Source organism: Micromonospora sp. B11E3 (assembly GCF_039871625.1).
In the GTDB taxonomy this organism is placed as follows: domain Bacteria; phylum Actinomycetota; class Actinomycetes; order Mycobacteriales; family Micromonosporaceae; genus Micromonospora.
Genome location: NZ_JBDPMC010000008.1, coordinates 34,330 through 53,622, shown reverse-complemented (window position 1 = coordinate 53,622; position 19,293 = coordinate 34,330). Strand labels below are relative to the sequence as shown.

The 19,293-nt window shown below is 71.1% G+C and carries 18 protein-coding genes; 5 read left to right on the top strand and 13 right to left on the bottom strand.

All coding sequences use genetic code 11. From position 1 onward, the window contains the following. Positions 1-28: 28 nt before the first annotated feature. From ABGB16_RS06650 to ABGB16_RS06625, 6 genes are all read right to left on the bottom strand, one after another. Positions 29-643: a VOC family protein gene (locus ABGB16_RS06650; RefSeq protein ID WP_347667065.1), complete on the bottom strand. Its 615-nt coding sequence runs from the start codon at positions 641-643 to the stop codon at positions 29-31. A 926-nt stretch (positions 644-1,569) separates the two neighbouring features. Further along, entirely contained in the window at positions 1,570-2,499 is a 930-nt protein-coding gene (locus ABGB16_RS06645; RefSeq protein ID WP_347667064.1) for a ribokinase, read from the bottom strand. Next, positions 2,492-3,514 carry a nucleoside hydrolase gene (locus ABGB16_RS06640; RefSeq protein WP_347667063.1) on the bottom strand — a complete coding sequence of 341 codons (1,023 nt, stop codon included), beginning with the start codon at positions 3,512-3,514 and terminating at the stop codon, positions 2,492-2,494. Before ABGB16_RS06640 ends, ABGB16_RS06645 begins: the two co-directional genes overlap by 8 nt. After that, on the bottom strand, positions 3,514-4,410 hold the full coding sequence (locus ABGB16_RS06635; RefSeq protein ID WP_347667062.1) for a dihydrodipicolinate synthase family protein: 897 nt from the start codon (positions 4,408-4,410) through the stop codon (positions 3,514-3,516). Before ABGB16_RS06635 ends, ABGB16_RS06640 begins: the two co-directional genes overlap by 1 nt. Further along, positions 4,410-5,270: a carbohydrate ABC transporter permease gene (locus tag ABGB16_RS06630; protein ID WP_347667061.1), complete on the bottom strand. Its 861-nt coding sequence runs from the start codon at positions 5,268-5,270 to the stop codon at positions 4,410-4,412. Before ABGB16_RS06630 ends, ABGB16_RS06635 begins: the two co-directional genes overlap by 1 nt. 1 nt (position 5,271) lies before the next feature. Next, positions 5,272-6,114: a sugar ABC transporter permease gene (locus tag ABGB16_RS06625; protein WP_347667060.1), complete on the bottom strand. Its 843-nt coding sequence runs from the start codon at positions 6,112-6,114 to the stop codon at positions 5,272-5,274. Between the two features lie 170 nt (positions 6,115-6,284). Here ABGB16_RS06625 and ABGB16_RS06620 point away from each other — a divergent pair, with 170 nt between their 5' ends. After that, positions 6,285-7,397: an RNA-guided endonuclease TnpB family protein gene (locus ABGB16_RS06620; protein WP_347667059.1), complete on the top strand. Its 1,113-nt coding sequence runs from the start codon at positions 6,285-6,287 to the stop codon at positions 7,395-7,397. A gap of 119 nt (positions 7,398-7,516) precedes the next feature. Here ABGB16_RS06620 and ABGB16_RS06615 read toward each other — a convergent pair whose 3' ends face one another. Together ABGB16_RS06615 and ABGB16_RS06610 are read right to left on the bottom strand one after the other, a co-directional pair. Continuing rightward, entirely contained in the window at positions 7,517-8,818 is a 1,302-nt protein-coding gene (locus ABGB16_RS06615; RefSeq protein ID WP_347667058.1) for a sugar ABC transporter substrate-binding protein, read from the bottom strand. Between the two features lie 45 nt (positions 8,819-8,863). After that, the gene (locus tag ABGB16_RS06610) at positions 8,864-9,874 is read right to left on the bottom strand and encodes a LacI family DNA-binding transcriptional regulator (protein WP_347667057.1); all 1,011 of its coding nucleotides are present in this window, start codon (positions 9,872-9,874) and stop codon (positions 8,864-8,866) included. A gap of 217 nt (positions 9,875-10,091) precedes the next feature. Between ABGB16_RS06610 and ABGB16_RS06605 the strand changes: the two genes are divergently transcribed. The 3 genes from ABGB16_RS06605 (at position 10,092) to ABGB16_RS06595 (ending at position 13,881) form a co-directional block, all read left to right on the top strand. Then, positions 10,092-10,787, top strand: a complete 696-nt coding sequence (locus ABGB16_RS06605) for a hypothetical protein (protein WP_347667056.1) — start codon at positions 10,092-10,094, stop codon at positions 10,785-10,787. A 65-nt stretch (positions 10,788-10,852) separates the two neighbouring features. Beyond that, positions 10,853-12,106 carry a cytochrome P450 gene (locus ABGB16_RS06600; RefSeq protein WP_347667055.1) on the top strand — a complete coding sequence of 418 codons (1,254 nt, stop codon included), beginning with the start codon at positions 10,853-10,855 and terminating at the stop codon, positions 12,104-12,106. Between the two features lie 128 nt (positions 12,107-12,234). Further along, complete coding sequence (locus tag ABGB16_RS06595) at positions 12,235-13,881, top strand: phosphodiester glycosidase family protein (RefSeq protein ID WP_347667054.1); 1,647 nt, start codon at positions 12,235-12,237, stop codon at positions 13,879-13,881. 97 nt (positions 13,882-13,978) lie between these two features. On the opposite strand, the gene ABGB16_RS06590 is transcribed toward ABGB16_RS06595, so the two are convergent. Beyond that, positions 13,979-15,073, bottom strand: coding sequence for a serine hydrolase domain-containing protein (locus ABGB16_RS06590; RefSeq protein WP_347667053.1), 1,095 nt, complete (start codon positions 15,071-15,073; stop codon positions 13,979-13,981). A 49-nt stretch (positions 15,074-15,122) separates the two neighbouring features. Between ABGB16_RS06590 and ABGB16_RS06585 the strand changes: the two genes are divergently transcribed. Then, positions 15,123-15,806, top strand: a complete 684-nt coding sequence (locus ABGB16_RS06585) for a hypothetical protein (RefSeq protein WP_347667052.1) — start codon at positions 15,123-15,125, stop codon at positions 15,804-15,806. A 129-nt stretch (positions 15,807-15,935) separates the two neighbouring features. Here the strand turns inward: ABGB16_RS06585 and ABGB16_RS06580 are convergent, their stop codons facing one another. From ABGB16_RS06580 to ABGB16_RS06565, 4 genes are all read right to left on the bottom strand, one after another. Continuing rightward, positions 15,936-16,898 (bottom strand): hypothetical protein, encoded by a 963-nt coding sequence (locus tag ABGB16_RS06580; RefSeq protein ID WP_347667051.1) that lies wholly within the window; start codon positions 16,896-16,898, stop codon positions 15,936-15,938. A gap of 150 nt (positions 16,899-17,048) precedes the next feature. Next, the gene (locus tag ABGB16_RS06575; protein ID WP_347667050.1) at positions 17,049-18,038 is read right to left on the bottom strand and encodes a sulfotransferase domain-containing protein; all 990 of its coding nucleotides are present in this window, start codon (positions 18,036-18,038) and stop codon (positions 17,049-17,051) included. Between the two features lie 25 nt (positions 18,039-18,063). Beyond that, positions 18,064-18,936 (bottom strand): alpha/beta hydrolase, encoded by an 873-nt coding sequence (locus ABGB16_RS06570; RefSeq protein ID WP_347667049.1) that lies wholly within the window; start codon positions 18,934-18,936, stop codon positions 18,064-18,066. Further along, complete coding sequence (locus tag ABGB16_RS06565) at positions 18,933-19,271, bottom strand: phosphopantetheine-binding protein (protein WP_347667048.1); 339 nt, start codon at positions 19,269-19,271, stop codon at positions 18,933-18,935. Before ABGB16_RS06565 ends, ABGB16_RS06570 begins: the two co-directional genes overlap by 4 nt. Between the last annotated feature and the right edge of the window lie 22 nt (positions 19,272-19,293).

Below are 19,293 nucleotides of genomic sequence, written 5' to 3'. Positions count from 1 at the left end.
GGCGTCGTCGGCCACGGTCAGGGTGCCGTCACCGGAGCTCCGTGCTGCCGTTGGGCCCGCCGAGCCGGGCCACGAGCGCGGCGTCGGCCGCGGGTTCGACCTGCACGTCCGCGCCGAGGGCCGCGAGTACCGGCCTGAGGGACTCCGGATCCGGATGCTCGACGTGGAAGGATTCGAGGAGGAGCCCCCGTGGCGCCGAGCGGGCGGGGTGCGGGGTGTCGCCCCAACTTATGAGGAACGGGACCAGGCCGGCGTTGAGCGCGTTGCGCGTCAGTCGCCACCGCAGCATCTCCCCCGTCGGCCCGACCCTACGGCCGTCGATCACGTCACCCGGGTCGAAGCCGTGCCGCCGCGCCCTGGCGAGCGCCGCGTCGATGTCGTCGCACTCGACAGCCCAGCCGACCAGGCCGCCGCGGGTGACGCCGTCGACCCCGTAGGGACGCGGGTGGGGCGGCTCGGCCTGGTCGGGGTCAGGGGCGACGATCTCCAGATAGGTACGCGGGCCGAGCGCGAGCAGCTTGTTGTGCGTCCCTTGACCCACGTGCTTCCCACCACCGAGGGCCCGCACGCCGAGACGCTCCTCGAGCTGGGTGACGGCGGTGTCGAGGTCCGGATGGGCGTAGATGATGTGGTCGATCGGCATGGCAACCTCACTGCGGCAAGGAGTGGCGGCTCGTCGACCTCCGCCGTCCACCCCGACCTCGGCCCGGCTGGACGGACGGCAGCCCGCGGGTGCGTCCGCTCCCGCGGCTGCCGTTGTATCACCGGATCCGCCTCCCGGGCCGGGGCAGGGTCAGATCCGGTCGACGATGTCCGCCAGCGCTGGCTGGAGCCGCAGGAGTGGCCCGGCAGCCGGTCAACCCGGCGGCGGCGCCCCCGGCGTACGGCGCCCGGATCGGCATCCGTCGCGCACGCCGGCGCCGTCGCGCGCCGGCGACGCAAACCCCGTGTGACGCATTCGGGTGATTCGTTCGCTGCTCGGCGTGACGTCCCGGCCGGTGCCGGACATAAGCCCCAGTAGGAGGTGCCATGGACGTCGCGAAGATGCGGTTCACCGAGTTGTACGAGCGTCATCACGGTCACGTGTGGCGGTACGCGGCTCGGCGGGTCGTCGGGTCTGACGTCGGTGACGCTGTCGCCGCCGAGGCGGCGGTCGTCCTGGGTCAGTCCCGGGCGGCGTACGCCATGCGGTTGATGCGGGCCCGCCGCGCGGGACCTGGCCCGCATCCTCGCTTCCGACCGCGCCACGGGCACCGTCGAACCGGAGCGTCCGCGACGCCGTCTCGTCCTGGCGGCAGCCGGGGCGGCGATCGTGGCGGTGGCCGCCGCCGGGGTGGCGATGGAGACGTACCGGCAGCCGCAGCCGGCTTTCGCGGCCACTCCCACGCTGCTCACCTACGGTCCGCCGGCGAGCGGGGAACCCGCCGCCGCGCGCCTGCGGCGCCTGGCCACCGTGGCTGTCGGGCAGCCGCCACCGCAACGGCCGGCGGGGACGGTGGAGCACCTGGAGTCGGCGAACTGGTTCCTGCGGCACGTTCCAGGACCACGGTTCCATCCTCTGGTGGTGCGTCACCTCGGGATGACGGTTCGCCGCGCCGCGGACCGGAGCTTGTCCAGCTCCGCGTCGTCGACGGCCCGGGTCCACCGCGCCCCGGACCGGGTGGTGGACAGACTGGCCACGCAGACCGCTGTCTCCGCCGCCGCGACGAGGTCCGCTCCGGCCGCGAGCTCGGCGGCCAACACCCCGCACAGGCAGTCGCCCGCGCCCGTCGTGTCCAACACCGGCACCGTCGGCGGGGCGATGTGCGTGACCCGGTCGCGCTCCCGCTCGTACACGTAGGCACCGGCGCCGCCGAACGTCGCGACCACGTCGCCGCGCCCGGGGGCCTCCCGCACCGCGGCGGCGGCCTCGTCCGGACCGATCAGGGCGTCCCGGCGGAGCAGGCTCCGCAACTCGAACTCGTTCGGGACCAGCACGTCGACCCGGTCCAGCAGTTCGACCACCCCGTCGACCATCGGCGCCGGGTTGAGCACCACGAGCCCGGCGGCCCGCTCGGCGACCGCGCGGGCCGTCTTCAGCGGGATCTCCAGTTGCAGAAGGACGACCCGGGCCGCCGCCAGCGGCCCCGGCGGGATGTCGGCGGTGTCCAGCAGCAGGTTCGCGCCCTGGTCGACCACGATCGAGTTGTCGCCCGAGCCCTGCTCGACGATCACCACCGCCGTCCCCGACGCCGCGGGTTTGACCACGAGGTACGTGGTGTCGACACCGGCGGCGGCCAGGTCCGTCCGCAGGAACTCGCCGATGTCGTCGTCCCCGACGGCTCCGACGAACGCGACCCCGGTCCGGGTGGCCGCGGCGACCGCCTGGTTGCCCCCCTTGCCGCCCGAGTGCCGGGAGCGCGACGACGCCGACAGCACCGTCTCGCCCCGGATCGGCAGCTCCGGCACCGGATAGATTTCGTCCAGGTTGACGCTCCCCACGACCAGGAGGTCAGTCACCACGCGCCTCTTTCCCCATCGGTTGCCCCTGCCGTCCCGGTGCGCTGCCGGCGGCCCGGATCCCCGCCACGAAGCATTCCAGCACCGCGTCGACGTCCAGCCCGGTCGCGACCTCGATCGGCGGATGCGGGGGCTCCGGCTTGCCGGCGACGAACGGCCGCCGGTCGGCCAGCGTCGCGCCCCGGGTGATGCCGCGCGCCAACTCCACCTGGACGCTCCACCGCCGGTACTCGCCGTACTCGGGGTGCAGCAGCAGGATCGCGGCGGTCGGGTCGTGGATGGGACAGCTCTGCCGCCCGTAGGCCACCGAGAAGTACGCGGAGAACCTCTCGATGATCTGCTGGGCGAGCCGGCCGCCCGGGGTGGTCAGGGCGTCGATCGCGGCCAGTTCCGTCGGCCGCAGCCAGGTGGTGAGGGTGACGTCCAACCCGGCCAGTACGCAGCGCCGCCAGCCGGCCGAGAAGACCAGGCTCGCCGCCTCGGGGTCGTGCGCGATGTTCGATTCGGCCCAGGGAGTGTTGTTCCCGGGCACGGTCACCGCGCCGCCCATCACCGAGATACCGGCGACCAGGTTCGGCAGGTCCGGCTCGATCATGAGCGCCAGCGCGATGTTGGTGAGCGGCCCGACGGCGACGATCTCCAGCTCGCCCGGGTGGCGCCGCGCGAGCTGGACGAGCTGCTCGGCGGCGGAGTTGTCGGTGCGTACCCGCACCTGGCGGTCGACGGGGATCTCGCCCAGCCCGTCGGAGCCGTGCACCCTGGCGCTGTACTGCACCGGCTGGGCCAGTGGGCGCCGGGCCCCGACGGTCACCGGCACGTCCGTGCGGCCGAGGGTCTTGAGCACGGCGGCGGAGTTGTGCGCCCCCTGTACGGCCGAGACGTTGCCGTGCACCGAGCCCACCGCCACCAGGTCCACGTCGGGCCGTCCGGACAGGAAGATCAGCGTCAGGGTGTCGTCGAGACCGGTGTCGCAGTCCAGCACGATCCGCCGCCGAGGGGTCGCGGTCTCCGGCATCACGCCGCTCCCTGTTCCGTCAGCCGGGCCAGGTCGTCGCGGATCAGGGCCAGCTCGGCCGGGTCGAGCGGCGCGAGCGGCGGCACGGGCTGCCCCACGTCGATCCCCAGCGCGGCGAAGAGTCCCTTGACGCCGCGGCCGGGGCCGAGGGTGCGGAACACGTTCAGCGCCGAGTCGAGCCGGCGTTCCCTCGCCTGCGCCGCCGCCCACTCACCCCGGACGGCGAGGTCGTAGATCTCCACCGACTCGGCGGGGAAGGCGGCCGCCGGACCGGCCATCCAGCCACACGCTCCGGACAGCATCGCGGCGGTGGGGGGTACGGCCGTCGCGGAGAAGTACCGGATCCCGCCCGAGGTGGCGTCCAGCCAGCGGGCCACGTTGGTGATCCGCCCGGAGGCGTCCTTGACGTGGTGCACGCCGTGGTCGCGGTGCGCCGCCGCGATGACGTCCGCGGAGAACTCGACGTGGGTGAGATGCGGGTGGTGGTAGAGCACCACCGGCACCTCCACGGCGGCGGTGACCGCGCCGATCATGCCGAGGATCTCCGCCGGCCGCAGCGGGAAGTAGGCGAGGATCACCAGCAGGATGCCGTCGCTGCCGGCGGCCACCGCGGCGCGGGCGTCCCGCACCACGGACGCGGTGTCGAAACCCCCGACCCCGGGTACGACCGGAACGCGGCCCGCCGCGGCGGCGACGGTGCCCTCGATCACCGCCAGTCGCTGGTCGCCGGTCAGGTAGGGCAGTTCGCCGCTGCTGCCCAGCGGGGTCAGCCCGTGTACGCCGGCGGCGAGGCAGCGCTCGACGATGTCGGCCAGCGTCGTCCGGCGTACCGTGCCGTCGGCGTCCAGCGGCGTGGGCAGGTACGGGAAGACACCGGACCAGGGTTGCTGTGTCATTACTTCACTCCGGTTCCGGCGATCGACGCCACGAAGTACTTCTGCGCGTAGAGCAGCAGGCAGAGCGGAATCGCCGCGGTGATGACCGTGCCGGCGAAGATCGCGCCGAAGTCCACGAACGTCTCCTGGGAGAACTGCGCGATGGCCACCGGGGCGACCTGGATCGCCGGGTCCGGCGCGATCAGCAGCGGCCACAGGAACGCGTGCCACTGGAAGACGAACAGGATGAGCGCCGCGCTGATCAGCGCGGGCTTGGACAGCGGCAGGTAGATCCGGAACAGGATCCGCCACCAGCCGTACCCGTCCATCTGCGCGGCCTCGAGCAGCTCACGCGGGATGTTCCGGAAGAACTGCCGCAGCGCGAAGATCGCCAGCCCGTTGCCGACCGCCGGCAGGATCAACCCGTCGTAGGTGTTCTGGAACCCGGCGCCGGAGAGGACCTGGCTGAGCGGGATCGCCAGCGCGTCGAAGGGCATGAGGAAGCCCACCAGGGTGACCCCGAACAGGAACTTCTGCCCCCGGAACTGCAGTACGCCGAGCGCGAAGGCCGCCGCGGAGCAGAGGATCAGCCCGATGACGATGGTGAGCAGCGCGACGATGACGGAGTTCACCACCGGCGCGCCGAATCCGGTGTCCATCAGGGTCCGGAAGCTGGCCCCGGTCAACGTGGTCGGCCAGATCGACTTGATCGACAGGGGCGAGAGGTAGCGGAAGATGTCCCCCTCCGGGCGTACCGAGCTGACCAGCGCGAACCACAGCGGGATCACGGAGTAGAGCGTCGCGCCGATCGCCAGGGCCAGCAGGACGCCGCGCTTCAGCCGGCTCCCCGACCTCGCCTGAGGTTGGTCTGCGGTCGACATGTCAGTCCTCCGAGGGAAGCAGTTTGAACTGGATCGAGACCACCGCGAGGATGATGCACAGCAGGATGAAGGTCTCCGCCGACGCCGCCGGCAGGTCGCCGGTGACGTAGGCACGTTCGTAGATGTCGAACATGATCAGGTTCGTGGAGTGGTCCGGGCCGCCGGCGGTCAGCGTCTCGACCGGCGCGAACACCAGGAAGTTGGCGATCGTGTCGGCCACCAGCACGAACAGCAGCGGTCGCTTCAGCTGCGGCAGGGTCACCTTGAAGAACGTGCGGAACGGTCCGGCTCCGTCGATCTTCGCCGCCTCCAGCGTGTCGCCGGGGATGTCCTTCAGGCCGGCGACGAGGAACATCATCCAGTACCCCACGCCCACCCAGGAGACCAGGATGATGATCCCGGGCAGGGCCTGGAACTTCGAGGTGAGGAACGGCTGGTGCGGCAGGCCCAGCGCGCCCAGCACCGCGTTGAGCGGCCCGTCCGGGCGGAACATCACGCCCCAGATGATCGCGCTGACCACCTGCGGGAGCGCCGCGGGCAGGAAGATCAGGGTCCGCCAGAGCCCGACCAGGGGCAGCCGCTGGGTGAGCAGCACGGCGAGACCGAGGGCCAGCAGGATCTGGAACGGGTTCACCAGGACGGTGAACAGCAAGGTCTGCCGTACCGAGGCGAGGAACGCCGGGTCGGCGAAGACCCGGGCGTAGCTGGCGAACGCCCCCTGCGGGTCGGACAGGCTGGTGCGGATGGCCTCGACCGCCGGCACGAGCCGGAAGAACAGGATCGCGACCAGCGCCGGCCCCAGCATCAGCAGCGCGGCCAGGCCCGTACCCCCGATCTTCTTCACGGGACGCCGGCGCCGGGCCGGCCCGCCGGCGCGCCTGGGGGGCGCGCCGGCGGGCGTGACGGACGTCGTCATAGGAATCGCGGCGTGGATACCCCCGCCGTCATGCGGGGGAGGAAACGCCGCTCCCTCCCTTCGGGTGATCGTCCTACATGGATGGCAGAATGTGCGGTATGGGTGAGGTGGTGAAGCGGGCGTTCAAATACCGCTTCTATCCCTCCTCGGAGCAGGCCGAGCAATTGAACCGGACGTTCGGGTGTGTGCGGCTGGTCTACAACCGGGCCTTGGAGGCGCGTACCCGGGCGTGGGCGGTGGACCGGCAACGCACCAGCTACGCGCAGACGTCGACGTGGCTGACCGAGTGGAAGCGCACGGAGGAACTCGGGTTTCTCAACGAGGTGTCTTCGGTGCCGTTGCAGCAGACGCTGCGGCACCTGCAAGCCGGCTTCGCCGCGTTCTGGGACAAGCGGTGTGGCTACCCGCGGTTCAAGTCCAAGCGCAGGTCGAGGGCGTCGGCCGAGTACACCCGCTCGGCGTTCCGCTGGCGCGACGGACAACTGACCCTCGCGAAGATGGACGCGCCGCTGGACATCGTGTGGTCCCGTCCCCTCCCCGAGGGCGCGCAGCCGTCGACGGTCACCGTGTCCCGGGACGCCGCGGGCCGGTGGTTCGTGTCCCTGCTGGTGGAGGACTCGACCGTCATGCCCCTGCCGCCAGTCGACGCGGCGGTCGGGGTGGACGTCGGAATCACCAGCCTGGTCACCCTGTCCACCGGGGAGAAGGTCACCAACCCTCAGCATGAGCGTGTCGACCAGCGGAAGCTGGCGAGGGCGCAACGTGACCTGTCCCGTAAGGAGAAGGGCTCCCGCAACCGGGCCAAGGCCCGCGTGAGGGTGGCCCGGATCCATGCCCGTATCGCCGACCGGCGGCGGGATTACCTGCACAAGCTGTCGACCCGACTCGTCCGTGAGAATCAAGCGGTCGTGATCGAGGACCTCAGCGTGCGCACCATGGTACGCAACCACTCGCTGGCCCGTGCAATCTCGGACGCGGCGTGGTCCGAGTTGCGGAGCATGTTGGAGTACAAGGCGGCCTGGTACGGGCGGACAGTCGTCGCCGTCGACCGGTGGTATCCGTCGTCGAAGACCTGCTCCGCGTGCGGCCTGCTCCACCCGGCCATGCCTCTGTCGGTGCGGTCGTGGACCTGCCTCGGCTGCGGGGCCGGGCACGACCGGGACGTCAACGCCGCCAGGAACATCCTCGCCTCCGGGCTGGCGGAGAGGTAAAACGCCTGTGGAGGGACGGTAGGACCCGACCCGCGCAAGCGGTGACGGCACGGCCCGACGAAGCAGGAACCCCCTCGGGCGACCGAGGGAATCCCCGCCCTTCAGGGCGGCGGAGGATGTCAATTTCCGAACCGTCCCAGCGTGTTGACCAGTTGCGCCTGGCCGTCGGCCAGTGCGCTGTCGACGTTCGCACCGTTGCCGATGTTGTCGATCATCTTGTTCACCACGGCCTCGAAGTCGGTGTAGCCGATGCTGGAGGGGCGCTTCACCGCGGTCTGCGACAGCTCGTCGGCGATCAGCTGCGAGGTGCCAGCCAGCTCGGGCCCGGCGCTGTCGATGAGCTTGGCCCAGGCGGCGTACGCGTGGTTGTTGGCCGGGATCCGGGCGATGTCCTGACCGGAGAGCACGGCGCCCTCGTCGTTCAGGGTCAGGAACGAGATGAACTTCTTGGCCTCGGCCTGGTGCTTCGAGTACGGGCTGACGGCGAGTGCCCACGAGTCGGTCGGGGTCGCCGGCTTGCCGCCCGCGAAGGTCGGCGACGGCGCGACGCCGAACTTCAGGTCGGGGCTCTTCTTGAAGGTCGCGACGGACGGGGTGTTCGCCAGGAAGTACGCGATCTTGCCGTTGGCGAAGAGCGCGGGCAGCTGGGTGTACTGGATGCCCTTCGGGGTGATGCCCTGACTGAACAGCCCCTGGTAGAACGTCAGCGCCTTCTTCCAGCCCTGGTCCTGGATCGCCGGGGTGAGGTTCTTGTCACCGGACAGCCCGGTGCCGCCGCCGGCCGAGACGATCAGCGGCTCCAGCTGGTAGTAGCGGCCGGGCTGCTCGAAGGCGAAACCGTACTGGGCGCCGGCGGCCTGGGCCTTCTTGGCGTCGGCGGTGAGCTGCTCCCAGTTGAGGCGCTTGTCCGTGGCCATCGCCGGGTCGGCGATGCCGGCCTTCTTCAGCAGGTCCTTGTTGTAGTACAGCAGCATGGTGGACGTCCACAGCGGCAGGGCGTACAGCTTGCTGTCGAAGGTGGTCGCCCGGACGGCCTCGGGGCTGGCCTGCTTGTCGGCCTCGCCCTTCAGGTCGTCGAGCGGCAGCAGGAAGCCCCGGTCGACCATCGAGGGGATCTTCGGCTCGTCCGCGGTGAACGCGTCGATCGAGCTGTCCTTGCCGCCGAGGCGGGCCTGCAGCACCTGGGAGAGCTGGCTCGCCGGGTTGGACACGTACTTCACCTTGATGCCCGGGTTCGCCTGCTCGAACGCCGCGATCGCCTTGTCGTAGTAGCCGTCGGGCTGGCCGCCGACGAACTGGAGGGTGACGTCACCCCCGTCCCCGCTGCCGCTGTTGGAGACGGGACCGAGGCACGCCGTCGTGGCCAGCACGGCCAGCAACGGGACCGAAAATATGATCTTTTTTCCGGCACGCCAATTCATGACAGTATCTACTCCCTATTTCCTGATTAAGCCGTTTGTTGACCGTCAGGCCGCCGGAGCGGCGGTGGAATCCCGTATCCGGAGTTCCACCGGAATGCACACCTCCCGCGCGCCGGTCCCCGACCCCGACCGGACGGCGTCCATCGCCGCCGCCGCGATCGCCCGTACGTCCTGTCTCACCGTCGTGATCCTGGGAGTGGTGTACGACGCCACCGGCACGTCGTCGAAGCCCGCCAGCGAGAAGTCCCGCGGAATCCGCAGGCCGTGATCGCGTGCCGCACAGTGCACGCCGATCGCGATGAGGTCGTTCGAGGCGAAGACCGCGGTGAAGGGCGACTCCCGTCGGACCAGGGTGTCCAGCGCGGCACGGCCGCCCGCCTCGTCGAACGTGCTGGTGACCACCAGTCGCCGGTCGTAGCGGATCTTGTGCGCCTTGAGCGCCGCCCGGTAACCCTCGTACCGTTCCAGCGCGACGTCGCAGAACTCCGGACCGCGCAGGTGCGCGATCCGCCGGTGCCCCAACTCGATCAGGTGCTCGGTCACCGCCCGCGCGCCGGCGAAGTTGTCCGAGTGGATCCGCACCGCGTGGGTGGACGGGACCGCCCGGTCGAGCGCGATGAAGCGCAGGCCGGCGTCCTCGTACGCCTGGACCTCGCCGGAGTCGGCCCGCAGCCCCATCACCAGTACGTGTTTGATCTTCTTCGACAGCAGCACGTCGAGGTTCCGCTGCTCGATCCGCTCGTCGTCGCGGGTGCTGCACAGCAGGACCGCCAACCCCGACCGCTCGGCCAGGATCTGGATCTCCTTGACGAGGCTGGAGAAGAACGGGTTCGAGATGTCCGGCAGCAGCACCGCGACGGTGTTCGACGCCCGGCGGGCCAGGTCGCTGGCCAGGCTGTTGCGCCGGTAGCCCAGCCGATCCGCCGCCGCCAGGACACGCGCCTTGGTCTCCGGCGCGATGCCGTTCGCGCCGGCCAGCACCCGACTCACGGTAGAGGCGGAAACGCCGACCGCCTGGGCGACCTGGTAGATCGTCGGCGGTGAACCGGTGGTCACGTCGTCCTCCTGACAAGATCCTCGCAACCGGTTGCGCAACCGGTTGCGAGGATCCTTCGCCTGCTCAGACCGATTGTCAAGACCCCGACACCACCGCAACAGGCGAGAAACGCGTCCGTCACAGGCCCGCGCCCGCCCTGAAACACCACAAATGTCCGGGCATGCACAGAACGGCGAGCGGGGGCGCCCCTCCGCGCGTCCGATTCGTGGCTCCCCGGTGACACACCGCAAGCGCCAGACACAGCGTCGCGGCCCCGCACCGGCCCACCCCCCGGCCCCGCAGCCGCATCAGGCGCTGACCGCGCGTCTGACGTACTGGAGTGCGGCCGAACAGGTGGTCGCCGACGTGGTGGCGGCCCTCAACACCACGCACGGCACACCGCTGACCGTGGCGCTTCTCGACACGCCCGTCGGCAGCGACCACCTGCCGGCCACCAACACCATCGTCCTGTCCACGAGGTACGCCACGCCCGGGCTCGCCGCGGGCCTGGCCCCGACCAAGGCCGGCAGCGACATCGGCTGCAAGCGTTGGGAGAAGCACGACATCGCCAGGGAGGGCAAGGACCAGGGCTGGAACACCGTCACCCTCGACTTCGAGGTGGCGCTGTCCTACGCCCGGCAGCACACCGAATGGGCCATGGGGATGAAGCGCAACGAGCCGACCCTGCGGGACGTCGCCGACGAGGGCGGCCTCGTCCTCGCCTTCGACGTGCCGAAGACGGTCGTCGACGGCAGCAACCGGTGGCGTCGGGACAACAGCGGCGACCGGAACTTCAGGAGCGTTAGGCCCGCCGTAGGCCAAGGGATCGGGTTCTCCGTCACGCGAACCCACGGCAGTCGACACGGCTGCCGTGGGCTCGCGCTCAAATCGGCCCGCCTCCCAGGTCGGCGCGCGCCACTTCGCCCAAAGTAGACAGTGGGTGGACCGCTCGTCGAGAATGCTCGGGCGCCTTGAGGTGTATGCCCGAGATTTTCTGCATGAACTGGGAGCAGCCAGTGACCACCGCCGAACAGCCGGCCGTTTGCCCGCTGCGGTTCGATCCTCTCGCACCCGAGCAGCTTCGTGACCCGTACCCCCTCTACACGAGGCTGCGGGCGGAGCAGCCGGTCTTCTACTCCGCCGAACACGAGATGTGGATCGTCACGCGGTACGACGACGTGCTGGAGGTCCTCCGCGACCACCGGACGTACTCGTCGGCGAACGCGGTGCAGGCCTCCGTCAAGCCGCCACCGCCCGAGGTCCTGGCCGTGATGCAGGAGGGCTGGCCGCTGCGCCCGACGCTGACCGAGAGCGACGAGCCGGTCCATCGTCGCCTCCGCGCCCCGGTGAGCAGGGTCTTCACCCCGAAACGGGTGGCCGACCTCGAGCCGCGACTGCGCGCGGCCACCGACGAACTGATCGACTCGTTCGTCGCCGACGGCCGCGCCGACGTGATCGAGAAGTTCGGCTGGCCGCTGCCGCTGGTGGCCATCGGCGACATCCTCGGCGTACCGCGCGAGGACATCCCGATGCTGCACCGCTGGAGCTACAACTGGCTCCGGCTGTTGCAGCCGACCGACCCGGTCGAGCGGCGGGTCGGGTACGCCCGGGACGTGGTGGCGATGCAGCGGTACTTCATGGCGGCGTTGGAGGAGCGTGCCGCGCGCCCGACCGACGACCTGATGTCCGGCCTGCTCGCCGCGAGCGGTGACGAGCTGACCATGGTCGAGATGATGCGGGTGCCCATGAACCTGGTCATCGCCGGGCACGTGACGGTCACCCGGGCCATCGGCAACGGGCTCGTCGCCCTACTGAACCACCCCGACCAGCTCGACCGGGTCCGCCGCGACCCCACGCTGGTCGACACCATGGTCGAGGAGATCCTGCGGTACGAGAGCCCCGCGCAGGGCCTGTTCCGGACGGTCACCGAGGAGACCGAGCTGGGTGGGGTGCGCCTCCCCGTCGGCGCCCGACTGATGGTGCACTTCGGCTCGGCCAACCGGGACACCGTCTTCGACGACGCCGACGCCTTCGACGTCACCCGGGACAGCGCGAACCGCCACCTCGCCTTCGGCAAGGGGATCCACGCCTGCGTCGGCGCACCGCTGGCGCGCCTGGAACTGCGGATCGCCCTACCCCGCCTGCTCGACCGGCTGCCCAACCTGCGGCTGGCCGGCCCGGACGCCACCGAGCGGGACGTCATCTTCTTCGCCCGCGGCTTCAAGCGGGTGGAGGTCGCCTGGGACGCGTAGCGCGGCCGCCGCGGACCGGGGCCCGCGCAGGACACCGAACCCTGGGTTCCGCCACATCCGCCGTTCAGCTCCGCGTCGTCATCGCTGGCCAGGCTCTGGCCAGCTCTCTCGGAACCGAAAGGATGACCATGCGCCGCAACACCGTACGACTCGGCCTGGCGGGCGGGGTGACGGCGGTCTGTCTCGCCGTCTCCCCGCTGGCCGCGGCCGCACCGGGCCGCCCCGACGGCCAGCCGCTCGCGGACGCGTTCGGTGCGCTGCCGCTCGGGCCGGCGACCCTGGCCGAGACCCGCACCGTCCGCCAGCTCTCCGAGGGCGTCACCCACATCGCGATCGAGCGGGGGACGGCCTCCGCCGAGGACTTCTGGACCGTCACCATCGGTGTGGCGACCACGGAGGCCGCGGCTGTCTCGCTGGAGCAGCAGGTCCGAGCGGCCGGCTACGAACCGCGGCGGGACCCCACCGCCGGGCCGTCGCCGACCGGTGTGGACGACCGTCCACTCGGGTGGATGGTCCGGGTGGGGCGTTCCCCGGACCAGCAGGGGGCGCAGGCGATCGCGGCCGACCTCCAGACGAAGGGGGTACGCGGCAGCGTCCAGTTCACGGGTGAGGACGGCCACCCGACGACCGGACCGTGGTCGGTCGACGTACTGGTCGTCGACCCGCGTCAGTTCCGGGGGCGGCTCGGCTCGGAGTTGGCCACGCAGATCGTGCCGGGCCGGGAGACGACCAGTTCCCTCGCGCGGCGTACGGGGGCACTGGCCGCCGTCAACGGCGGCTTCTTCGTCATCTCCCCGACCGGGACGGGGCAGCCCGGCCCCGGGCTGGCCGGCACCGACGGCGACCTCGCGGGGATCTCGGTCGTCAACGGCGACCTGGTGTCGGAGGCCGTCAACGACCGGCCGGCGCTGGTCGTCCCCACCGACTCTGGCCAGGGCACCGCGGTACGCCGGCTGGCGACGCGACTGTCGGTGCGGGCCGGTGGCTTCCAACGCGAGATGACCGGTCTCAACCGCAGGCCTGGGCTGGTCGTCAACTGCGGCGGGGTCGGCGAGGCGTACCCGTTCACGCGCCCGGCGCACGACTACACCTGCGGCAACGACAACGAGCTGGTCGCGATCACGCCCGTCTTCGGGCCGGCCGCCCCGGAGGGCGAGGGCTACCAGGTGACGCTCGACGCCCGCGGCACCGTGGTCGCCGTGCGGGAGCGCCTCGGTGGGCCGGTACCGGCCGACGGCAGCCTGCTCCAGGGCACCGGCACGGGCGGCCAGTGGCTGCGCGAGCACGCCCGCCCGGGCGAGCCGCTCGCGGTGAGCCGCACCGTCCTCGATGCCGAGCGCGGTACGCCGTTGCCGCTGACGGCGGCCACCTCTGTCGTCAACGGCGGTCCGCTGCTGCTGCGCGACGGCGAGATCGCGCTCGACCCGGTCCGGGACGGGTTCAGCCCCGAGAGCATCGGCGGCGCGGACCGGGGCTCGTTCTACACCGGCTGGTACCTGCGGCGGAACCCGCGGACCGCCGCGGGTGTCACCGCGGACGGTCGGATCATCCTGCTCACCGTCGACGGCCGCCGTCCGGCGCACAGCGTGGGACTCAGCATCCCCGAGGTGGCGCAGGTGATGCGCGGCCTCGGCGCCGTGGACGCCATCAACCTCGATGGTGGCGGCTCCACCGCCATGGTGGTCGACGGCGCGCTGCAGGGCCTGCCCAGCGACAGCACGGGCGAACGGCCGGACGGGGACGCGATCGTCGTACTGCCGCAGCGGCGTTCCTGACACCGCCGCAGCCGTCTCCCCAGCCCGGGGAGGTCGCGTCCGTCCGGTCGCCGACCTCCCCGGGCTGGCCGGTTTCCCGCCACCTTTCACCAGGTGCTCAGTCCTCGCCGACCACGGCCAGGTCGTCACCGAGTGCGGCAGCGATCTGGGCCGCTCGGGAGTGGTCGTCCAGCCGACGGGTGAGGTAGGCGCAGGAATGGTGGTGGTTGAGGGACCACCAGGCGGCGGAGCCACCGATACCGCCCTTGGCGATCTTGCCGCGGTCGCGGATGAAGCCAAGCGTCCAGGTGAGCCTGGTGCCGAACACGTGGTCGTGGCCGGTGACCTGCGAGGCGAGCATCTCGGCGTGCAACCGCGGACCGAGCAGCTCACGCAGGGGCCCCTGTTCGTCCGTGATGGAGGAAAAGAAGCCGGCCATGGCGGTCGCGGTGGTGTGCAGGTTGGCCGCGGCGAACACCGCCTGCCGCCAGGCACGGGAGTTTGTCCGGCGGGTGTCCAATGCCCCGTCGGGGATCTGCAGCCATTGCGCCGCGGGCAGTTGTCGCGGCCAGTCCGGGCTGGCGTACTCGAGATCGGCGACACGTCCGAGTTCGGTGTCCGGCACGCCGAACCAGGCGTCGAGGGCGAGCGCGGGTCGCACGACACCGTCGAACACCTGCTGGAGGCTGCGCCCGGTGGCGGCTCGGAGGATCCCGTCGATGAGGTGGCCGTAGGTCAGTGCGTGCTCCCCCAGCGCGGTGCCCGGGGCGTACTCCGGCGCCGCCCTCGCGAGACTTTCCCGTAGCCCGGCGTCGTCGAGCAGGTCCAGGTGCGCGGCCTCCCGCGAAAACCGGGGTTGCCCCGCCTGGTGGGTGAGCACCTGGCGCAGCGTGGTCCGCTCCTTGCCCTTCACTCCGTACTCTTTCCAGTACGCGGCGACGGGCTCGTCGAGGGCCAGCGCGCCGTCGCGGACCGCCACCAGCGCGGCGAGGGTGGCGAACGTCTTCGACAGCGAGTAGGGCTGAACCAGCGTGTCGTCGCGCCACGGGCGCTGCCGCTCCGCATCGGCCCATCCCCCGCTGAGCCGGACCACCTCCCGGCCGTCCCGCCACACCGACAGCCCGGCGCCGGTTTCCCGCCCCTCGTCGACCAGGCGCTGGAACACCTGCCGTACGGCGCCGTATCCCTCTTCGGTGAACCCTTCGACCGTCACGTGTCCGCCTCCCCGTCCTTCCGACCACCAGCAGCCTATGCTCGCCGCCATGGTCCGACGTCTGTCCACTTCGGTGCCTCTCCTCGCCGTACTCGCGTCAACCGCTGCCTGCGACCCGGCTCCGGCCACCGGCGGGTCGACGCCCGCAGCGCCGGCCACGGCCCTGGTCGCTCTCTCGCCCAGTGACGGCGGCGCCGCACGAGGCCTGCGGGACCGGCACGCCGCCACCGGGCGCCTGGTCGGGCTGGCCGAGGATCCCGCCCACACGGACGAGAAGCTGGACTCCGACGGGGTGGCGTGCGGCCAACCGCTGCCGCTGCTGGACCGGCGCCTGGTCGCGGTGACGCACGTCTTCGGCACCCCGGACGGCACCGCACCGGAGGAGTTCGCCGAGGTCACCCAGGAGACTGTGGTCTACCCGGACGAGGCGGTGGCGGCCGAGGCCGTACGGCGGATCTTCGACCTGTTGGAGACGTGCGGCCAGGACGTGGAGGCGGGTCAGGTGACCGCTGGGCACACCGCCGCCGACCTGCCGGCCGGGGTCGGCGTGCCCGGCCGCGCGGTGACCGCCACCATGACGCTCCCCGACGGCACGCCATTTCCCCACCGCTACGGCTGCCTGCACCAGGGCCGGGTGGTGCAGTGCGTCGCGGTCTGGACCCGATCGGCGGGGAACACCGCGGCGTGGTTCGAGAAGGCCATCATCGCCACCGGGGAAGGGCTGCGCGCCTGAGGATCCCCAGGAGCAGGCGCGGGGGCGGCCAGCGGCAGCGGGTCTCGCGGGGTCCGGACGGCGGCACCGCCCACCGAGGCCAGCCCGGAACACGGCCGGCCGGCGATCGGTGCCGCCGGGTATCGGTCGTCAGTAGTTGACGTAGGCGGCGACGGCGAGGTGGTCCGAGTAGTCGCCACCGGTCAGCGTCGTGTTGATGGTCCCGACGTTGTTGAAGCCGTTGCCGCTCTTGACCAGCAGGAAGTCGATCCGCCGGCTGCCGAGGGTGTCGTACGCCGACGAGCAGTTGCGGCTGCCGCACTTCTCGGCGATCGGGTCGCGGTACCCGTAGCTCTTGCCGTCGAGCCACCAACCCGCGTCGTCGGGCTCGGCGTTGGTGTCACCCGCGACGATTTTCAGATCGCCGCCGAGCCGGCCCATCGCCTCGTCGGCCTCCTTGATGTTCTCGGCCGCGCACTTCGGGCCGTACCAGGTGTTGGTCGGCCAGTGGATCGAGGCCACCGAGACCTTCTGGTTGGCGACGTTGTCGTGCAACCGGACGGCGATGTTGTGCACCCGGTCCTGGCTGCTCCTGGTCGGTTCGAGGTTCCGGCAAGGGCCAGTGCCCGCGTCGTAGTCCTCCGGGGCGTCGGAGCGCCAGCGGGTGGCAGCCTCGTAGGTGAACCGGTCCGAACGATAGATGACCGCGTTGGTCTGCTGGTTCTTCATGATGCCGCAGGTGCTGGTGTAGCCCATCGAGCCCGGCTCCGCGATCGCGATCTGGCCGGCGTACGTGCCGGGCAGCTCGTCGGAGAGGTACCGGGTCAGCACGTCGAGCTGCGCCTGGTTCGAGACCTGCTGCACGGTGAAGATGTCCGGGCTCAGCGGCCGGCCCTTGATGTAGGTGACCAGCCGATCCCAGATCTTGCCGTCGGCGCAGGATTCGGGCAGCCAGTTCTCGATGTTGTTGTTGTAGACGACCAGGAAACTGGGGGATGTGTTGACGGCGGCCGAGGCCACGGTGGCGCTGGCGGCGCTGACCGCCGCGGTGGTGAGAACCGTGGTCAGCACGGCGACGACGCCGCGCAGAATGCGGCTACTACGCGTGGACAACATTTCCTCCTAGTTGCATCGACTGCCGGCATCAATGCGATTGGCGCCCAGGTCCACCCCACACGCCGACCGGAGCCGCGAGCGCATGAACCAGCGACGACGCATCTAAGCATGTCGATAGGCAGTCCGGCAAGGACGACTCAGGCGCTGTCACGACCTCCCGGCGCAGGCCGCCCTCCGAGAGCCGCCGCCTCGTTGCCCACGGGGGCGGGTCTGCACCGACCCGGCAACCCGGTGCGCCCACTGCGCCCACTCGTCGAAGCCCAGGAACCGGCCCAGCCGACCGAGCTGCGTCACCGGGTCGTCGACGAGGTCCTCGTACGTCATCGTCAGCACCTCCCGCGGCCCGGCGTCGGCGATGGCCTGCTCGGCCTCGCTGGCGAGGAACGCGCACAGGGCCAGGTAACGCCCGACCTCCCGGCCGCGATCGCGCAGCGTCCGGGCCGTCAGCCGGCCGGGCAGGCAGCGCTCCATCTCCTCCGGCACCGACTCGCCGGCGGCGACCTGGAACGGGTCGAGCCCGTACCGGCGGAACGAATCCATACGGAGCTCCAGAAGCTGGAAGTAGGAGTGGCGCCTCATCGACTCGGCGGTGTCCACCCAGTTGCGGGTCAGATAGACGATCTTCGCAGTGGGAAAGGTCCTCAGCAGAGACGGGGCGATATGACTGGAGCCCCCGGAGCGCTCCACCCAGCGCCGTCGGCCGGTGAGCGAGGTCAGTAGCTCCAGGAACATCTGATGGTGCCGCGCCGCCGGCTGGGCCGGAAACCCGGGCACCAGCTCGGCCAGTGTGTCGTACAGGTCGTCGGGGTCGGATGAGATCTTCGGCAGCGTGGTCGCCAGGAGTCGCGGCAGTTCCCCGAGGTTGCCGGCCCACCGGCCGTCCTCCGGGTAGCGCACCTCGGGCGGCGCGAGTCCGATCCGGAAGAGGGTGGTGAGTTCCGGGCCGGGTCTGCTCAACCTCGACCAGTACTCGACACCGCTGAGCCTCTCCTCGTCGTCGATCCAGGACCCCACCGGCACGAAGAACTCCTGGACCGACAGCGTGTCGGGCTGCTCGGCGATCAGGTCGGACAGCAGCGTCGACCCACACCGACCGGTGCTGATGATGATGGCCTGATCGGGGTTCGGTGAATCCATCGACAGCCTCCTGAGTGATGCGGAATCAATGCGAAGCAGCGGGTGAAGGTGGCTGGTCCCGCCCGTCACGCGCGGCTGCGGCCTCCCCGGGGCCGGGGTGGACGCCGCCGTCCCGGCGCAGCCAGGACAGGACGATGTCGCGGACGGTGGCCGGCTGGTCGATGAGGATGGAGTGCCTCTGGCCGGGCACGGTGACGATCCGCGCGTCCGGCAGCAGCCGCCGTACCTCGGGGGCCAGATCGACCACGGCTGAGCATCCGCCGTACAGCCACAGCATCGGGCACCGGATCGCGGCGATCCGCTCCTCGGCCGGTAGCCGGCTGGCCGGCAGGTCGCGCGCGAGGCTCGTGGCAGCGAGCACCTCGCGAGCCACCCTGGCCCGGCGGCTGGCGCGCTCCCCGCGTTCGGCGCTGATCCTGGCGAGCACATGGTCGTGCGGCAGGTGCTCGGCGGCAGCGTCGAGCCGCCTGGCCACCCGCTCGAACCATGCCGCCGTGGGCGGGGACGACTCGACGGCGACGATGGCGGCGACCCGCTCAGGGTGGCGTGCCGCGTAGCTGAACGCGACCGTACCGCCGAAGGAGTTGCCGAGCAGGTGGACCGGGCCGGTCACGTCGAGCACGGCCAGCAACGCCGCCAGGTCGTCGACGAAGTCGTCCAGCGTGTAGCCCTCCGGCGGGCGCTCGCTGTTTCCATGCCCACGCAGGTCGTACATGATCACGCGGAAGCCGGCGGCGGCGAGCGGGTGGGCCAGGCTGAGATACCAGCTCGCCAGGTTGTCGCCGGCCAGGCCGTGGATCAACACGGCGGTCGGGCCGGAGGCCGCCCCGGACCCGGCCTCGCTTGGCACGAGCTGCTCCATGTGTACGGAGAGCCCGTTGGCCCGCACGATGCTCATGCCGGCAGGCCGGCCCTGCCGAGGCCGGCGTCCGCACTGCCGTCCCCGGCTTCCGTCCCGGCGAGCGCGGTGGCGATGTACTCGACGAGTTGACCGACCCGCAGTTCCCGGACGGAGTCCAGGTCGAGGCCGGCGACGAACTGCGCGAAGTTCACCGCGTTGCCGTACCGGACCTGCAGGCGGCCGGCGAGGGAGATGACGTCGATGCTCTCCATCTCCAGGTCGTCCTGGAACCTGGTCGCCATGGTGATCTCACCGTCGACGCCGGCGTCGTCGCGGATCGCGTGCAACATCTCGGCTACTTCGGCGAGGATCCTGGCCTGGTCCACAGACATGTGATGTCCCCTCTCGTGCTCG

Bases quoted from the DNA above. Each gene is read 5' to 3' on its own strand.
- ABGB16_RS06600 (WP_347667055.1), top strand. From the start codon at position 10,853: ATGAACTGGGAGCAGCCAGTGACCACCGCCGAACAGCCGGCCGTTTGC.
- ABGB16_RS06575 (WP_347667050.1), bottom strand. From the start codon at position 18,038: ATGGATTCACCGAACCCCGATCAGGCCATCATCATCAGCACCGGTCGG.
- ABGB16_RS06620 (WP_347667059.1), top strand. From the start codon at position 6,285: ATGGGTGAGGTGGTGAAGCGGGCGTTCAAATACCGCTTCTATCCCTCC.
- ABGB16_RS06650 (WP_347667065.1), bottom strand. From the start codon at position 643: ATGCCGATCGACCACATCATCTACGCCCATCCGGACCTCGACACCGCC.
- ABGB16_RS06570 (WP_347667049.1), bottom strand. From the start codon at position 18,936: ATGAGCATCGTGCGGGCCAACGGGCTCTCCGTACACATGGAGCAGCTC.
- ABGB16_RS06585 (WP_347667052.1), top strand. From the start codon at position 15,123: ATGGTCCGACGTCTGTCCACTTCGGTGCCTCTCCTCGCCGTACTCGCG.
- ABGB16_RS06630 (WP_347667061.1), bottom strand. From the start codon at position 5,270: ATGTCGACCGCAGACCAACCTCAGGCGAGGTCGGGGAGCCGGCTGAAG.
- ABGB16_RS06615 (WP_347667058.1), bottom strand. From the start codon at position 8,818: ATGAATTGGCGTGCCGGAAAAAAGATCATATTTTCGGTCCCGTTGCTG.
- ABGB16_RS06565 (WP_347667048.1), bottom strand. From the start codon at position 19,271: ATGTCTGTGGACCAGGCCAGGATCCTCGCCGAAGTAGCCGAGATGTTG.
- ABGB16_RS06640 (WP_347667063.1), bottom strand. From the start codon at position 3,514: ATGCCGGAGACCGCGACCCCTCGGCGGCGGATCGTGCTGGACTGCGAC.
- ABGB16_RS06595 (WP_347667054.1), top strand. From the start codon at position 12,235: ATGCGCCGCAACACCGTACGACTCGGCCTGGCGGGCGGGGTGACGGCG.
- ABGB16_RS06635 (WP_347667062.1), bottom strand. From the start codon at position 4,410: ATGACACAGCAACCCTGGTCCGGTGTCTTCCCGTACCTGCCCACGCCG.